We start from the raw sequence: 15,037 nt of genomic DNA on the forward strand, positions 1-15,037 counted from the left end.
CATGCAGATGGCCGGTGCCTTTGTTTTTCCCGCGCGCTTTTGCATACGGCACAAATGCGGCACAATGTACCCAATCACTTACGCACGCGAGGAAACACCCATGCTGTATATCGGTTTGATGTCGGGCACCAGCCTCGATGGCGTCGACGGCGCCTTGGTCGACTTTTCCGACGATGGCAGCGTGCGCAGCCTGGGCGACGCCTATATTGCCTTTCCCGCCAGCCTGCGCGCCGACCTGATGGCATTGCAAAGTGCCGGCCAGAATGAAATCGAACGCGAAGCGCTGGCGGCCAATCAACTCGTGCGCCATTACGCCGACTGCGTCACCATGCTATTGAGCAACGCGGGCATAGTCGCGGACGCCATCGTCGCCATCGGCGCGCATGGCCAGACCATCCGCCACCGCCCCGAGCTGGGCTTTACGCGCCAGTTGAACAACCCGGCCTTGCTGGCCGAACTGACGGGCATCGATGTCATCGCCGACTTGCGCAGCCGCGACGTGGCCGCCGGCGGCCAGGGCGCGCCGCTGGTGCCGGCCTTCCATCAAGCCATTTTCAATCTGCCCGGCCACACGCGTGTGCTGGCCAATATCGGCGGCATCAGCAATATCAGCGTGCTGCATGCAGACGGCACGGTAACGGGCTACGACACGGGCCCCGGCAATGCACTGATGGATGGCTGGGTCTTGCAGCACCTGGGCCAGCCGTACGACGCCAACGGCGCCTGGGCCGCCACGGGCAAGGTCATCCCTGCCCTGCTGGCAGAATTGCTCAATGAAGCGTATTTTGACTTGCCGGCGCCGAAAAGCACGGGACGCGACCTGTTCCATGCCGACTGGCTGCAAGGCAAGCTGACCAAGCATCCAGCCGCCCTGCCGGCCGACGTGCAGGCGACCTTGACGCAACTGACTGCCGCCAGCCTGGCGCACGCCATTACGCGCGACGGGGCGCAGGCGGAAACGCTGTATGTGTGTGGCGGCGGCGCGCAGAACGCCAGCCTGATGGCGGCGCTGGCCGCTGCATTGCCTGGTATGGCGGTGGCGTCTACCGAAGCGCTGGGCGTGGCGCCCAGCCAGGTCGAGGCGCTGGCGTTTGCCTGGCTGGCTTGCCGCTTTACGCAGCGCAAGCCGGGCAACTTGCCGGCCGTGACAGGCGCGCAGGGTTTACGAGTGCTGGGTGCGCTGTATCCGCGTTGAGCAGACGTAGAAACACAAATAGCGGATCATCGATCCGCTATTTTCTTACTTGCTCCGTTTAATACTTAAACGGAGAAGGACGAACCGCAACCGCAGGTAGAAGTCGCCGTTGGATTCTTGATCACGAACTGCGCGCCTTCCAGGTCATCCTTGTAATCGATTTCCGCGCCGACCAGATACTGGTAGCTCATGGAATCGATCAACAGCTGGACGCCGTTCTTGACCATGGTGGTGTCATCTTCGTTGACGATTTCGTCGAAGGTGAAGCCATACTGGAAGCCGGAACAGCCGCCACCCTGCACGAAGACGCGCAATTTCAGGTCGGGATTGCCTTCTTCTTCGATCAACTGCGCGACTTTTTCAGCGGCGCTATCGGTAAAGATAATGGGTGAAGGGATCACATCTTGCATTTCAGCGACGGCATTCATATCAGACACTCCTACTAGAAAACATTAACTCATTATAGACTGTTGGCGCAAGTCGCGCTGCGACCGCCGCTGACGCGGCTGGACGGTGTTGTTCCTGCTCACATTTCAGACACGGCCAGGTGCAGCACGGGGTCGGCGCTGTCGTGGCGACTGAGCTTGCCCTGCACCAATGCGCCACTGTGCATTTCCAGCACCTTGTAATAGACCTCTCCTAGAATGCGGGCTTTCGGCTGGATTTCAAGCATTTCCGACACGTACACGGGGCCATTGATCTCGCCGCTGACGACCAGGCATGAGCAGCGCACTTCGCCATCGATGCGGCCTGCCTCGCCCAGCACCACATACGTGGGCCCGCCCGCCTCGCCCGTGACATTGCCGCGCACATGGCCATCGATGCGCAAGCCGCCGCAAAACAGCAAGTCGCCCTCGATCCGCGTGGAGGCGCCGATCAGGGTGTCGATGGGGTTTTTCGCGTTGCGCTCGAACATGAACGTCATCCTGTCGGGGTAGCTGGCAGTCCAATTTATCACAGGTCCGGCAAAAAGGCGCCGCACCTGCACAAGCACGGCTGCCTATTTTTACGGCAGCAGGGCGATGTGTTGCAAACCAGCTGTTTCTTTCAAGCCAAACATCAAGTTCATGCACTGCACAGCCTGGCCCGAGGCGCCCTTGACCAGATTATCCTGCACCACCAGCACGATGACGGTGTTACCGCCTTCAGGGCGGTGCAAGGCCAGGCGCAGCATGTTCGAGCCACGCGTGGAGCGGGTTTCCGGGTGCGAGCCGAATGGCATCACGTCGACGAAAGGCTCATCTTTGTATTGCTCTTCGAACAAGGCTTGCAATTCCTCATTGCTGACATCCTTGTTCAGCTGCGCGTACAGGGTCGAATGCATGCCGCGGATCATCGGCACCAAGTGCGGCGTAAAGGTCAGCGCCACTTTTTCGTCCGTGAAACGTTGCAGTTGCGCCGTCGTTTCCGGCAAGTGGCGGTGGCCGGCCACGCCGTAGGCTTTGAAACTGTCGCTGCTTTCCGAGAACAGGATGCCGATTTCCGCCTTGCGGCCGGCGCCGGAGACACCCGACTTGCAGTCGGCGATCAAGCCGCCCGCATGGACCAGGCCGGCCTTCAGCAGCGGGTAAAAGCCCAGTTGCATGGTGGTCGGGTAGCAACCGGGGTTGGCGATCAGGCTGGCTTTTTTAATATCTTCACGATTCAGTTCCGGCAAGCCGTACACGGCTTGTTCGATCAGCTCGGGCGCCGTATGGGGAATCTTGTACCACTGTTCGAACTTGGCCTGGTCTTTCAGGCGGAAGTCGGCGGCCAGGTCGATGACTTTCACGCCGGCGGCCAGCAGCGCTGGTGCTTGCGCCATGGCAACACCGTGTGGCGTGGCAAAGAAGACCACGTCGCACTGCTCCAGCTTGGCCTTGTCCGGCGAGGAAAACGCCAGTTTTACGTGGCCACGCAGGGAAGGATACATGTCAGCAACGGGCAAGCCATCTTCCTTGCGCGAAGTAATCGCCGTCAACTCGACATCTGGATGGGTAGCGAGCAAGCGCAGCAATTCCACGCCCGTGTATCCAGTGCCGCCGACGATGCCAACTTTGATCATGTTCTTTCCTTGTATAGATACTGCATAAAGATGAAGGGAAATGCTACCCCTGAGGGTTTTCCGCGTATTTTACAGCGCAACGGCGCATCCCGCTGAAATGCAAAAAAGCCGCAGGACCGAAGTCCAGCGGCTTTTCGAGCAGCACCCGAAGGTGCTGTAGCGTAGAAATTAACGCTTCGAGAATTGCTTTGCGCGACGTGCTTTGCGCAGACCAACTTTTTTACGCTCGACTTCACGTGCATCGCGGGTAACGAAGCCGGCTTTCGCCAGTTCCGGTTTCAACGCTGCATCGTAGTCGATCAGAGCGCGGGTGATGCCGTGACGAACTGCACCAGCCTGGCCCGACTCACCGCCGCCATGGACGTTGACTTTGATGTCGAAACGCTCGACATTGCCGGTCAGTTCCAGAGGTTGACGGATGACCATCAGACCCGTTTCGCGCGAAAAGTATTCGTTTGCTGGTTTGCCGTTAACAACGATCAAGCCTGTGCCAACTTTGATAAAAACCCGAGCCACTGCACTTTTGCGACGGCCGGTTCCATAATTGTAATTACCGATCATGTCAGTTCCTTAGAGAACAAGTGCTTTAGGTTGCTGAGCAGCGTGCGGATGGGAACCTTCCGCGTACACTTTCAGCTTCTTGATCATTGCGTAGCCGAGTGGGCCTTTAGGCAACATGCCTTTGACCGCTTTCTCAAGCGCGCGACCTGGAAAACGCTGTTGCATTTTCTGGAAGTTGGTTTCGTAGATGCCGCCTGGATAGCCAGAGTGACGGTAGTAAATTTTCTCAGTAGCTTTGGTACCGGTCACACGCAGTTTGCCTGCGTTGATGACGACGATAAAGTCGCCGGTATCGACGTGAGGAGTAAATTCTGGTTTGTGTTTGCCGCGCAGTCGGAGTGCCACTTCGCTGGCAACACGTCCGAGGACTTTGTCCGTCGCGTCAACCACGAACCAATCGCGCTGGACTTCATGTCCTTTAGCGGAAAATGTTTTCATGTTGACTTCCTAATAGATTACACGCTCAAATGGTGGTTCCGCCGATGCTGCTATGCGGACTCTGCCTTATTTACTTTTCCTGAGCGAACGGAAAGCCGACAAGTATAAGCGGCTTTGCCTTGTCGCGTCAAGCCACGATGCAGACCCGCTGCGGCCCGGCGGGCGGCACATGGACAGGCATTCCTCTATTACAATACAAAACGCTTACAATTTTCGGAGAGTACGATGGAATGCAAAGTCAGCTGGAATGGCCCGTCGGGCATGAGTTTTCGGGCAGAAACCGGTTCCGGCCACCTGGTGACCATGGATGGCGCGCCCGATGGCGGCGGCCACAACCTGGCGCCACGCCCCATGGAAATGGTCTTGCTGGGCACGGGCGGCTGCACCGCCTATGACGTGGTGCTGATCCTGAAACGGGGGCGCGAAGCGGTCAGTGGCTGCGAAGTGAGCCTGAAGGCCGAGCGCGCCGAGACCGATCCGAAAGTGTTTACCAAGATCCACTTCCATTTCACCGTGCGGGGCAAGGCCCTGAAACCGACGGCCGTGGAACGAGCCGTGGCCTTGTCGCATGACAAATATTGCTCGGCATCGATCATGCTGGCGAAAACTGCGGAAATTACGCATTCCTTCGAAATCATCGAGGAATAATCGGCACAATTTGCTTGGATGCAGCAGAAAACTGGGGTCAGACCCGACGGGTCTGACCCCGGCTCTTTTCTGCGCCTAAATATAGTAAGCCGTTTTTGTCATCACTTTACCCATCAGCCCCATCAACGCCTTCACGGGCGCCGGGGTATCGATGGCGCCCAGGCGCTGGGCGGCGGCGCCGTGTTCCACTTCGTCAATCGCCATCTGCTTGACGATGGCGCGTGACTTGGCGTCCTGCGGCGGCAATTCCTGCAAGTGGCTGGCCAGGTGCGCTTCCACCTGGCGCTCCGTTTCCACCACAAAACCCAGACTGCGGCCGTCGCCCATGCGCGCGGCAATGGTGCCCAGCGCAAAGGAACCCGCATACCACAGGGGATTGAGCAGGCTCAGACGCGAGCCCAGCTCCGTCAGGCGCTGCGCCGTCCAGGCCAGGTGGTCTTCCTCTTCGCGTCCCGCCTCGTCGAACTGGGCACGGATGGCCGGGCTGTGCGCATAGCGCGCCTGCGAGTTGTACAGGGCTTGCGCGCACACTTCGCCCACGTGGTTGACGCGCATCAAGCCGGCGCTGTGGCGCTGCTCGGCCGCGCTCAACGCCGCATCGGGCGCGTGCGCAGCCGGCGTGGGGCGCGAGGCCGAGGCCACGCCTGCCATGACGCGCAGGGCCTTGTCGGCGCCAACAATCAAACGATCCAGGGGGTCAAAATATCGGTTCGCGCTCATCGTGGCTATTATTCATGTAAGGGAAAACATGAATTATAGGACGATCGGGGCCAGCCGTACCCACGCCGCGCGCAGGGTGAACGGGGCTTTATTGACTTGTGCGCGCTTTTTCCTGCTCGATCCAATCGACCACGGGGCCGACGGCGTCCAGGCCGGACAGACTTTTCGCCACGCCCAGGTTCAGTGAAATCAGGAAAGAAATGCTGTCAACGGGGATGTCCGGGCAATGCTGGGCAAACGCGGCGCGAAAACGCTCCGATTGCAGCACGCGCAAGACTTTCTCGCCGCTCATGAATTGCAGCACGCTGGCGATGCTGTGCCCACCACCGATCGAGTGGTAAATAAAACGGTTGTACTTCGCATCGATCTGCTTGAAATCGAGCGTTTCCTCCGTCATCAGGCCGGCCAGGTAGTACAAACCCAGGCTGACGCGGAAGAAACCGATGGCTTCGGCACTCGTCATGCCGGCGCGCGCTACGGCAAGTACCTTGTCCTGCATTGCCTGATCGATCGTTCGCATTGCGCTCTCCCGCGCCGTCCGCCGGCGCCCACCAGGCCAGCTTGCATGAAGATGCTGTTTTTTTCAATAGACCAAACGATATTTCCATCTTGCAAGTTACATTTTTTGCATGCTACTCTCGCTTTTCACCGTCAAATGGATGAAACACATGATTGAGGTCAAGCACCTGGCAAAACGTTTCCGCATGCCGCCCCACAAGGGCAAGGGCGTGCACGTCAGCGATCCGCGCGAACATGAGGGCTGGTTTCACGCCGTGCGCGACGTCAGTTTCAGCTGCGCCCCGGGCGAAGTGCTAGGCCTGCTGGGTCCGAATGGCGCCGGCAAGACCACCACCTTGCGCCTGCTGTCGACGGCCCTGCAAGCGGACGCGGGCAGCGCTCTGGTGAACGGCGTCGATGTGCTGCGCCAGCCGCTGGTGGCGCGCCAGAGCATCGGTTTCCTGTCCGGTTCTACGGGGCTGTATGGCCGCCTGACGGCGCGCGAGAACGTCGAGTACTTTGGCCGTCTGCATGGCATGCCGGCCGACAAGCTGAAACGCCGCTGCGACGAGCTGTTTGCCCTGCTGCACATGGAGGAATACGGCGGCAAGCGGGCCGATCAGTTATCGACGGGCATGAAACAGAAGTGCGCGATCGCCCGCACCGTCGTGCATGAGCCGCAGGTGGTGATCCTCGACGAACCGACGACGGGCCTGGACGTGATGTCGGCCAAAATTTTGCTCGACTTCATCGCCAGCTACAAGGCGCTGCGCGTGCCGCTGATCTTTTCCACGCACCATCTGCACGAGGTGGAAAAGCTGTGCGACCGCGTCTGCATCATCAATCGCGGCACCACCGCCTTCAATGGCACGGTCAAGGAACTGCGCCAATTGGGCGGCAGTGCCGATCTGTACGATGCCTTTGTCAGCGTCATCAACCAGGGAACCTGAGCCATGTGGACCATTTATCTGAAAGAGTTGCTGGAACTCACGCGCGACCGCAAGACGCTGATCTTTACCATCCTCATCCCCATCTTTGCCATGCCGCTGATCTTTGGCGGCTTCGCTTATGTTTCAAGCAATATGTTCAAGAGCGCCAAGACGGCGGAAATGCGCTACACCCTGTTCGGCAAGGCCCATTCGCCGGGCTTGAGCGCGCGTTTTGCCCAGCAGCACAACTTGCGCGAAGTGCCACTGGCCAGCGAGGGCGACATCCGCCGCGCCATCGGCGACGACACCATCAAGTTTGCCGTGGTCATTCCGCCCCAATTTGAAGAGGCGCTGCAGCAACAGCAGCAAGCCAAGGTGGTGCTGCACTACAACAGCGCCAGCACGGTCGACGTGACCCAGCAGCGGGTGCGCGACATTGTCGAGACCTACAACGCCAGTCTGCGCGAAGGGGCGCTGTCGGCCCTGAACCTGAGTCCGGCCCAGCTGGCCTTTGCCCTGCACCCCATCGTGCTCGACAAGCAATCGACGGCCAACGAGCGCGAGCAGATGGGCGCCATCGTCGGCGGCATGCTGCCCTATTTGCTGCTGATGGTGTGCCTGACGGCGGCCATGTACCCGGCCATCGACCTGGGCGCCGGCGAAAAGGAACGGGGCACCCTGGAAACCCTGCTGCTGGCGCCCGTGCCGCGCAGCGCCATCGTGCTGGCCAAATTCCTCGTGCTGTTTACCGTCGGCATGACCTCGGCCGTGCTGATGGTAGGCAGCATGGGCGCCCTGCTGGCCATCTTCGGCAGTTCGCTGGAAGGCCACATGGCCATCATGGTGCGCAGCATCGGCTTGCCCGACCTGGCCATGGTGACCCTGATGCTGGTGCCGACGGCCGCCATCTTTGCCTCGCTGCTGCTGTCGATCTCGATCTACGCGAAAAGCTACAAGGAAGCGGCTGGCATGATCACGCCATTGATGCTGTTTGTCATCCTGCCCACGGTGGCGGCCATGCTGCCCGGTGTCGAACTGAACTGGATCTGGGCCATGGTGCCGCTGACGAATGTGTCGCTGGCCATGAAGGAACTGGTGAAAGGCACCATGGATTACCGCATGTTCGGCGTGATCCTGGCCTCGACCACGGTGATCGCGGGCGCCCTGCTGATGCTGTGCCGCTGGTGGTTTAACCGCGAATCCGTTCTCTTCCGCAATTAGACACGCCAGCAAGGGTGAAGCGGGGTGCCATCCACCCCGCCCATCTGCACTCTGGGCACGCGAAAATGCCGTGTATCGCATGCAACTGCCCAGTACGTCTTAAATTCAATACAATGCCAGCATAGAGTAGCCTTGTAGCATCGGGCAACAACGCATGAGTTAGGAGTTGTATGGAATTGCAGATCCGTAAATTGTCGAAGACCTACGCGAATGGCGTGGTGGCGCTGGATAACGTGTCGCTGACGATACCGCCCGGGATGTTTGGCTTGCTGGGCCCGAATGGCGCCGGCAAGTCGACCCTGATGCGCACCCTGGCCACCCTGCAGGAGTGCGATTCCGGCTCCATCTTCTTCGGCGACTACGACGTGCTCGACGACAAGGACGAGATCCGCCGCATGCTGGGCTACCTGCCGCAAGACTTCGGCCTGTACCCGAAAGTGACAGCCTACGAACTGCTCGACCACTTCGCCACCTTGAAAGGGCTGTCGCAGCGGGCGCGCCGGCGCGAAGTCGTCGATGGCCTGTTGCAGCAAACCAACCTGTTCGACGTGCGCCACCAGCGCCTGGGCAGCTTTTCCGGCGGCATGCGCCAGCGCTTCGGCATCGCGCAAGCCCTGCTGGGCGACCCGAAACTGATCATCGTCGACGAGCCGACGGCCGGCCTCGACCCGCAGGAGCGCGTGCGCTTCCACAACTTGCTGTCCGACATAGGCGAAGACAAGACGGTGATCCTGTCGACCCACATCGTGTCCGACGTGGCCGACCTGTGCGCCAACATGGCCATCATCAACAAGGGCCATTTGCTGCTGTGCGGCAAGACCCAGGAACTCATCGACGAAGTCAGCTGCAAAATCTGGGCGCGCTTTGTCGAAAAGAAAGAGCTGGCCAGCTTCCAGCAGCGCCACGCCGTCATTTCCACGCGCTTGCTGTCGGGCCGCACCTTGATCCACGTCTACAGCGACGATGACCCGGGCGACGGCTTCGAGGAAGCCATCGGCGACCTGGAAGACCTGTATTTCGCCACCATTGCCGGGCGCCACCGCGTCGCCCCGCAGTGCGACTGAGGGGGCGGCCATGTTTGCCATCGCCCGCTTTGAAGCGCGACAGCGGCTCAAGCTGCTGTCCACCTGGGTGTATTTCGTCATGTTTTTGGCGCTGGCCATGCTGTGGATGGCTGCCGCCGGCGGCGTCTTCAAGGAAGCGAGCATCAGTTTCGGCGGCAAGTTCCTGATCAACGCGCCGCGCTCGCTGGCGTTCACATGCAGCCTGCTGGGCTGCTTCGGCGCCGTGGTGGTGGCCGCCATGATGGGCCGCTCGGTGCAGCAGGATTTCGAATACGGCATGCAACATTTCTTCTTCAGCGCGCCGATCAAAAAATACCAGTATGTATTTGGCCGCTTCCTCGGCGCCTATCTGGTGCTGGCCGTGGTGTTTTCCAGCATCGTCATCGGTGCGTGGCTGGGCGCCTGGCTGCCCGGCATCGACCCGGAACGGCTGGGCCCGCAACGGGCGCTGGCCTATCTGATGCCGTATGTGTTTACCCTGCTGCCGAACCTGTTCATCTTCGGCGCCATCTTCTTCGTCATCGCCGCCCTGACGCGGCGCATGCTGCCCGTGTACATCAGCTCGGTAGTCATGCTGATCGGCTACCTGGTGGCGCCCTCGCTGGCACGCGACCTCGACTACAAGACCCTGGCCGCCCTGATCGACCCCTTCGGCACCACGGCGCTGATACGCCTGACGGAATACTGGCCGAACGCGGAGCGCAACACGCGCCTGGTGAACCTGGAAGGCGTGTATTTGCTGAACCGCGCCATCTGGTCCGGCTTCGCCCTGGTGGCCTTGCTGCTCGGTTACTGGCGCTTCCAGTTCCACGCCACGACGGACGCGGGCGCCGGCAAGCGCCGCAGCGAGGGTGACGTGCCGCTGCGCCTGTCGAACGCCTCGCTGTCCACGCAGGAAGCGCCGGACTTCGCGCAGCGCAACCTGGCCGCCCTGCTCGTCAAGATGAGCTGGCTGAACCTGCGCGAAACCATCAAGAACATCTATTTTGTCGTCATCGTGCTGGCCGGCGTGCTGACCATGTATGGCGGCGCGCTCGACATGGGCTCCATGTATGGCACGAATACCTATCCGGTGACGGAAAAGGTGCTGGAAATGGTCAGCGCCTCGTTCGCCCTGTTCATGCTGATCATTACCACCTTCTACGCGGGCGAGCTGGTATGGCGCGAGCGCGAGGCGGGCACGCACTTGATGCTCGACGCCCTGCCCGTGCCGAACTGGCTGCCCCTGCTGTCGAAACTGTTTGCGCTGATCGGCCTGCAAGCACTGCTGAGCCTGGTCATCATGCTGTGCGGTATGTCGATCCAGATCTTCAAGGGCTATTACCGCCTCGACCCCGGCCTGTACGTGGAATCGCTGTTCCTGTCGCACCTGCCGCATTACGCACTGATTGCCGTGCTGGCCATCTTTTTGCAGGTATTGATCAATCACAAGTATCTGGCGTATTTCGCCATGATTCTGTACCACATCGCCAGCATCAGCTTTTCCTCGCTGGGCTTGGGCGACCCGCTGCTGCTGTACGGCAACACGCCGGACTTTATATATTCGGCCATGAACGGCGCCGGCCACTATGTGTTGCGCGAGCGCTGGTACTTGCTGTACTGGAGCGGCGCGGCCGTCATGCTGACGGTGCTGTCGCTGCTATTCTGGCCGCGCGGCGCGCAGGACAGCTGGCGCATCCGATTGCGCCTGGCGCGCCACGGCCTGACGCAAGGCGTGCTGGCCAGCTTTGCCGGCGGCGTCCTGATCTTCGTCGGCGCCGGCGCCGTGCTGTTCTACGTCTTCCACGTGGCCAACGATTACAAATCCGACTACGCCCGCGATGCGGACCGCGCCAGTATCGAGCGCCAGTACCGCAAGTTTACCGCCACGCCACAGCCGAGAATCACCGACGTGAAACTCGACGTGGCCATCTACCCGGCGCAGCGCACCCTGGCCGTCACGGGCCGCTATGTGCTGCAAAACACAACCAGCCTGCCGATCAGCCACATTTTTGTGCAGCAAGACCCGACCTCCACCATGCGCCTGCGTTTCGATGCGCGCGTGCATCCCGGCCTCGATGACGGCAAGCTGGGCTTTTATAGCTACCGCCTGGCCGCGCCGCTGGCGCCGGGCGCCAGCCTGGGCCTCGATTTCGACATTTCCTATGCGCCGCGCGGCATCTTCAGCCTGGGCCAGGACACGCCCGTGGTGGCCAACGGCACCTTCTTCACGAATGCCGTGCTGCCGCACATCGGCTACCAGCCGCAGCAGGAATTGACGGACCCGCGCGACCGCAAGAAACACGGCTTGCCCGCGCGCGAACGGGCCTTGCCGCGCGACGATGCACGGGGGCTGGCCGACAACTACGTCAGCAACGACGCCGACCGCATCAACTTTGACGCCACCGTCAGTACCGTCGACGGCCAGACGGCCATCGCGCCGGGCATGCTGGACAACGACTGGATCGCCAAGGGCCGCCATTACTTCCATTACACGATGGAGCAGCCGATCCTGAATTTCTACGCGTTCCAGTCGGCCCGCTACGCCGTCAGGCACGAGCGCTGGCAGGACGTGGCCATCGACGTGTATTACCAGCCTGGCCATGAATACAACCTCGAGCGTTTCGTGCGTGGCAGCAAGGAAGCGCTCGATTACTACACGAAGAACTTCGGCCCCTACCAGCACAAGGTCTTGCGCATCGTCGAATTCCCCCGCTATGCCACTTTTGCGCAATCGTTCCCGAACACGATTCCGTATTCGGAAGGCCTGGGTTTCATCGCCAAGGTGGACGACAAGAACCCGAAAGATATCGACTATCCGTTCTACATCACGGCGCATGAAGTGGCGCATCAGTGGTGGGCGCATCAATTGGTCGGCGGCGACACACGGGGTGCCACCGTGCTCAGCGAAACCCTGGCCGAATATTCGGCCCTGATGGTGATGAAGAAAACCGTGGGGCCGGCCAAGATGCGCCGCTTCCTGCGCTATGGTTTGAATCAATACCTGATGGGACGCAGCGAAGAGCGCAAGAAGGAACTGCCGCTGGCCGAGAATGAAAACCAGGCGTACATCCATTACCACAAGGGCAGCCTGGCCATGTACTTGCTGCAAGACATCATCGGCGAAGACAAGGTCAACGGCGTGCTGCGCGAGCTGCTCAAGACCCATGGCCAAAAAGGCCCGCCTTACGCCAGCGTGACGGCCCTGATTGCCGGCTTGCGCCAGGTCACGCCACCCGAGCAGGCTTACCTGATCGATGATCTGTTCGAGAAAATCGTGCTGTTCGACAACCGCGCCCTGGCGGCCACGGCCACGAAACGCAGCGATGGCAAGTACGCCGTCACCCTCAAGGTGCAGGCGAGCAAATTGACGGCAGGTGAACAGGGAGAAGAACACGACGCGCTCCTGCACGACTGGATCGAGATCGGCGTCGACGATGCGAATGGCCAGCCGCTGCTGCGCGAACGCCTGCGCATGACGGCACGCGAAGCGAGCTATACCGTCATCGTCGGCAGCCGGCCCGGCAAGGCAGGCATCGATCCCGACAACAAGCTGATCGACCGCAAACCCGATGACAATATGGTCACCGTCGAGCTCGAAGAACCGTGACGAAAAATGGCCGCCCTGAACAGGCGGCCATTTTTCTATGCATCCACGTCAGGCCCAGGTATCAGGCTGCGGCGGAACGCGTCACCAGGCTCAGGCTGATGCCCATTTCCGTCAGGTGCTGCATGTCGGTCAGGGTCAGGTCCAGCGGCGCGTCGACCGTGTCGTCGCCGTTCAGCTCCAGTTGCAGCTCGGCCACGATGCGCGGCATGGTGAACGTGACGCCGCGCGAGCGGCATTCGGCCAGGTAGCTGCGTATGCGCGAGGGCAGCACTTGCGCTTTGGACGCCTGCGCGATCAGCACGTCGAAGCCGGAATCGAGATGCACGCGGCCCGCGCCCTTCGCCTCGCCCTTGCGCCATTGCCGTTCCGGATCGGTGGGCAAGACTTCCAGGATGGATTTGAGCGTGGGGTCGTCCCCATGCACCGACAGCTTCGCCATATTCATATTGCAGGACTTTCTAGTCAGGACGCCGCCAGGACGACGGCGCAATCATCAGACCGACAAGTCTACGCATGGAAGACAAATATGTCCATACGGCAATATTTGGTATCACCCTCTAATTTGTGCTGCATCAACAACAGGCGGAACAAACCTGTTCCGCCTGTGATCGCTGATTACAGTGCCACGCCGCGTGCCTGCAAGGCTGCCCGCACGCCGGCGCCGTAGGCGGCATCGGCCCGGTCGAAGTGGCCCAGCTGACGCTGCAGGGTTTCCGGCCGCACCTGGCTCAAGGGGCCGGCCAGGTTGTCGAACAGGTTCTGCTTGGCCTGTGCCGACATCAGGCGGAACAGATTGCCGGCCTGCGTGTAATCGTCTTCCACGCCGCGCCCATCGTAGCGCGCCGCGCCGCCATCAAGCGCCAGCGCCCCCTCGCCATGGCCCAGGCCTTGCGGCTGCGTGCCTGCCGCCGCCACGTTCGCGTAATTCTGTGCCGCACCGCCATTGTTGATCGCCATGCCGCCGTCGCGCTGCTGGTTGTGGAAGGGGCAGCGGGCCGCATTCACGGGCAGATGCTGGTGGTTCGTGCCGACCCGGTACAACTGGGCGTCGTGGTAGGCGAACAGGCGGCCTTGCAGCATCTTGTCCGGCGAATAGCCCATGCCCGGCACGGCGTTGGCCGGCGAAAAGGCAGCCTGCTCGACTTCCGCGTGGTAATTGTCCGGGTTGCGGTTCAGCTCGAAAATACCCACCGGCAGCAGCGGGAAGTCGGCGTGCGGCCACACTTTCGTCAGGTCGAACGGGTTCCAGGCCGTGCGCTGCTCCCATGCATAGAGTTGCTCCTGCGTCGCCACTTGCAGCTTGACTTCCCACTGCGGGAAATCGCCGCGCTCGATGGCGCCGAACAGGTCGCGCTGGGCGTAGTCGGGGTCGGCACCGGCCAGGCGGCCCGCTTCCGCCGCAGGCAGATTCTTGATGCCCTGGCGCGTCTTGAAGTGCCATTTCACGTACACGCGCTGGCCATCGGCATTGATCAGGCTATACGTGTGGCTGCCGAAGCCATCCATGTGGCGGTAGCCGTCCGGCGTGCCGCGGTCCGAGAACAGCATGGTGACCTGGTGCAGGCTTTCCGGCGCATGGCTCCAGAAGTCGAACATCATCTCGGCCGATTTCAGATTGCTTTGCGGATCGCGCTTTTGCGTGTGGACGAAATCGGGGAACTTGATCGGGTCCTTGATGAAGAACATGGGCGTGTTATTGCCGACCAAATCCCAATTGCCTTCTTCCGTATAGAAGCGTACGGCGAAGCCGCGCGGGTCGCGTTCCGTATCGGCACTGCCGCGTTCGCCACCGACGGTAGAAAAGCGCGCGAAGGTCGCCGTCTGCTTGCCCACTTCACTGAACAGCCTGGCCTTGCTGTAGCGCGAAATATCGTGCGTGACGGTAAAAGTGCCATAGGCGCCCGAACCTTTCGCGTGCACGACGCGCTCAGGGATGCGCTCGCGGTTGAAATGCTGGAGTTTTTCGATCAGGTGGAAGTCTTGCAGCAGCAGCGGGCCGCGGGGACCGGCGCTGATGGAATTCTGCTTGTCGGCGACGGGGATGCCCGAGGCGGTACTGAATGGCGGCTGTTGGTTCATGGCTGCTTTTCCTTCGTTGTTGACTAATGGAAGCAGTGTAACGAGGTCAAC

The 15,037-nt window shown here is 60.9% G+C and carries 15 protein-coding genes; 6 read left to right on the forward strand and 9 right to left on the reverse strand.

Annotated elements, in window-relative coordinates; all coding sequences use genetic code 11:
- The first annotated feature begins 100 nt into the window (after positions 1 to 100).
- Positions 101 to 1,195 (forward strand): anhydro-N-acetylmuramic acid kinase, encoded by a 1,095-nt coding sequence (locus ACQ4WP_RS09515; RefSeq protein ID WP_436519969.1) that lies wholly within the window; start codon positions 101 to 103, stop codon positions 1,193 to 1,195.
- Between the two features lie 65 nt (positions 1,196 to 1,260).
- Here the strand turns inward: ACQ4WP_RS09515 and erpA are convergent, their stop codons facing one another.
- The 5 genes from erpA to rplM all read right to left on the reverse strand — a co-directional run bounded on the left by erpA (position 1,261) and on the right by rplM (position 4,238).
- The gene (gene erpA / locus ACQ4WP_RS09520; protein ID WP_029496047.1) at positions 1,261 to 1,623 is read right to left on the reverse strand and encodes an iron-sulfur cluster insertion protein ErpA; all 363 of its coding nucleotides are present in this window, start codon (positions 1,621 to 1,623) and stop codon (positions 1,261 to 1,263) included.
- A 98-nt stretch (positions 1,624 to 1,721) separates the two neighbouring features.
- Complete coding sequence (locus tag ACQ4WP_RS09525) at positions 1,722 to 2,111, reverse strand: bactofilin family protein (RefSeq protein WP_436519971.1); 390 nt, start codon at positions 2,109 to 2,111, stop codon at positions 1,722 to 1,724.
- Positions 2,112 to 2,201: 90 nt separating this feature from the next.
- Positions 2,202 to 3,239, reverse strand: coding sequence for an N-acetyl-gamma-glutamyl-phosphate reductase (argC, locus tag ACQ4WP_RS09530; protein ID WP_436519973.1), 1,038 nt, complete (start codon positions 3,237 to 3,239; stop codon positions 2,202 to 2,204).
- A gap of 168 nt (positions 3,240 to 3,407) precedes the next feature.
- Positions 3,408 to 3,800: a 30S ribosomal protein S9 gene (gene rpsI, locus ACQ4WP_RS09535; RefSeq protein WP_010393285.1), complete on the reverse strand. Its 393-nt coding sequence runs from the start codon at positions 3,798 to 3,800 to the stop codon at positions 3,408 to 3,410.
- A 9-nt stretch (positions 3,801 to 3,809) separates the two neighbouring features.
- On the reverse strand, positions 3,810 to 4,238 hold the full coding sequence (rplM, locus tag ACQ4WP_RS09540; protein WP_010393282.1) for a 50S ribosomal protein L13: 429 nt from the start codon (positions 4,236 to 4,238) through the stop codon (positions 3,810 to 3,812).
- A gap of 225 nt (positions 4,239 to 4,463) precedes the next feature.
- On the opposite strand from rplM, the gene ACQ4WP_RS09545 reads away from it, so the two are divergent.
- Complete coding sequence (locus ACQ4WP_RS09545; protein ID WP_436519975.1) at positions 4,464 to 4,886, forward strand: OsmC family protein; 423 nt, start codon at positions 4,464 to 4,466, stop codon at positions 4,884 to 4,886.
- 75 nt (positions 4,887 to 4,961) lie between these two features.
- Here the strand turns inward: ACQ4WP_RS09545 and coq7 are convergent, their stop codons facing one another.
- Entirely contained in the window at positions 4,962 to 5,606 is a 645-nt protein-coding gene (coq7, locus tag ACQ4WP_RS09550; RefSeq protein ID WP_436519977.1) for a 2-polyprenyl-3-methyl-6-methoxy-1,4-benzoquinone monooxygenase, read from the reverse strand.
- An 88-nt stretch (positions 5,607 to 5,694) separates the two neighbouring features.
- Positions 5,695 to 6,126, reverse strand: a complete 432-nt coding sequence (locus ACQ4WP_RS09555) for a hypothetical protein (protein WP_436519979.1) — start codon at positions 6,124 to 6,126, stop codon at positions 5,695 to 5,697.
- Between the two features lie 148 nt (positions 6,127 to 6,274).
- Here ACQ4WP_RS09555 and ACQ4WP_RS09560 point away from each other — a divergent pair, with 148 nt between their 5' ends.
- The 4 genes from ACQ4WP_RS09560 to ACQ4WP_RS09575 all read left to right on the forward strand — a co-directional run bounded on the left by ACQ4WP_RS09560 (position 6,275) and on the right by ACQ4WP_RS09575 (position 12,907).
- A complete protein-coding gene (locus tag ACQ4WP_RS09560; RefSeq protein ID WP_436519981.1) occupies positions 6,275 to 7,054 on the forward strand; it encodes an ABC transporter ATP-binding protein in 780 nt (259 codons plus the stop codon).
- Positions 7,055 to 7,057: 3 nt separating this feature from the next.
- Positions 7,058 to 8,254, forward strand: a complete 1,197-nt coding sequence (locus ACQ4WP_RS09565) for an ABC transporter permease (RefSeq protein WP_436519983.1) — start codon at positions 7,058 to 7,060, stop codon at positions 8,252 to 8,254.
- A gap of 170 nt (positions 8,255 to 8,424) precedes the next feature.
- On the forward strand, positions 8,425 to 9,318 hold the full coding sequence (locus ACQ4WP_RS09570; protein WP_035824559.1) for an ABC transporter ATP-binding protein: 894 nt from the start codon (positions 8,425 to 8,427) through the stop codon (positions 9,316 to 9,318).
- A gap of 10 nt (positions 9,319 to 9,328) precedes the next feature.
- Entirely contained in the window at positions 9,329 to 12,907 is a 3,579-nt protein-coding gene (locus ACQ4WP_RS09575) for an ABC transporter permease/M1 family aminopeptidase (protein ID WP_436519986.1), read from the forward strand.
- Between the two features lie 61 nt (positions 12,908 to 12,968).
- Here ACQ4WP_RS09575 and ACQ4WP_RS09580 read toward each other — a convergent pair whose 3' ends face one another.
- Both ACQ4WP_RS09580 and ACQ4WP_RS09585 read right to left on the reverse strand, forming a co-directional pair.
- On the reverse strand, positions 12,969 to 13,346 hold the full coding sequence (locus ACQ4WP_RS09580; protein ID WP_436519988.1) for a hypothetical protein: 378 nt from the start codon (positions 13,344 to 13,346) through the stop codon (positions 12,969 to 12,971).
- Positions 13,347 to 13,522: 176 nt separating this feature from the next.
- Positions 13,523 to 14,986, reverse strand: coding sequence for a catalase (locus ACQ4WP_RS09585; protein ID WP_436519990.1), 1,464 nt, complete (start codon positions 14,984 to 14,986; stop codon positions 13,523 to 13,525).
- Positions 14,987 to 15,037 lie beyond the last annotated feature (51 nt).

This window comes from Janthinobacterium lyxosi, assembly GCF_051380665.1.
GTDB lineage: Bacteria > Pseudomonadota > Gammaproteobacteria > Burkholderiales > Burkholderiaceae_D > Janthinobacterium.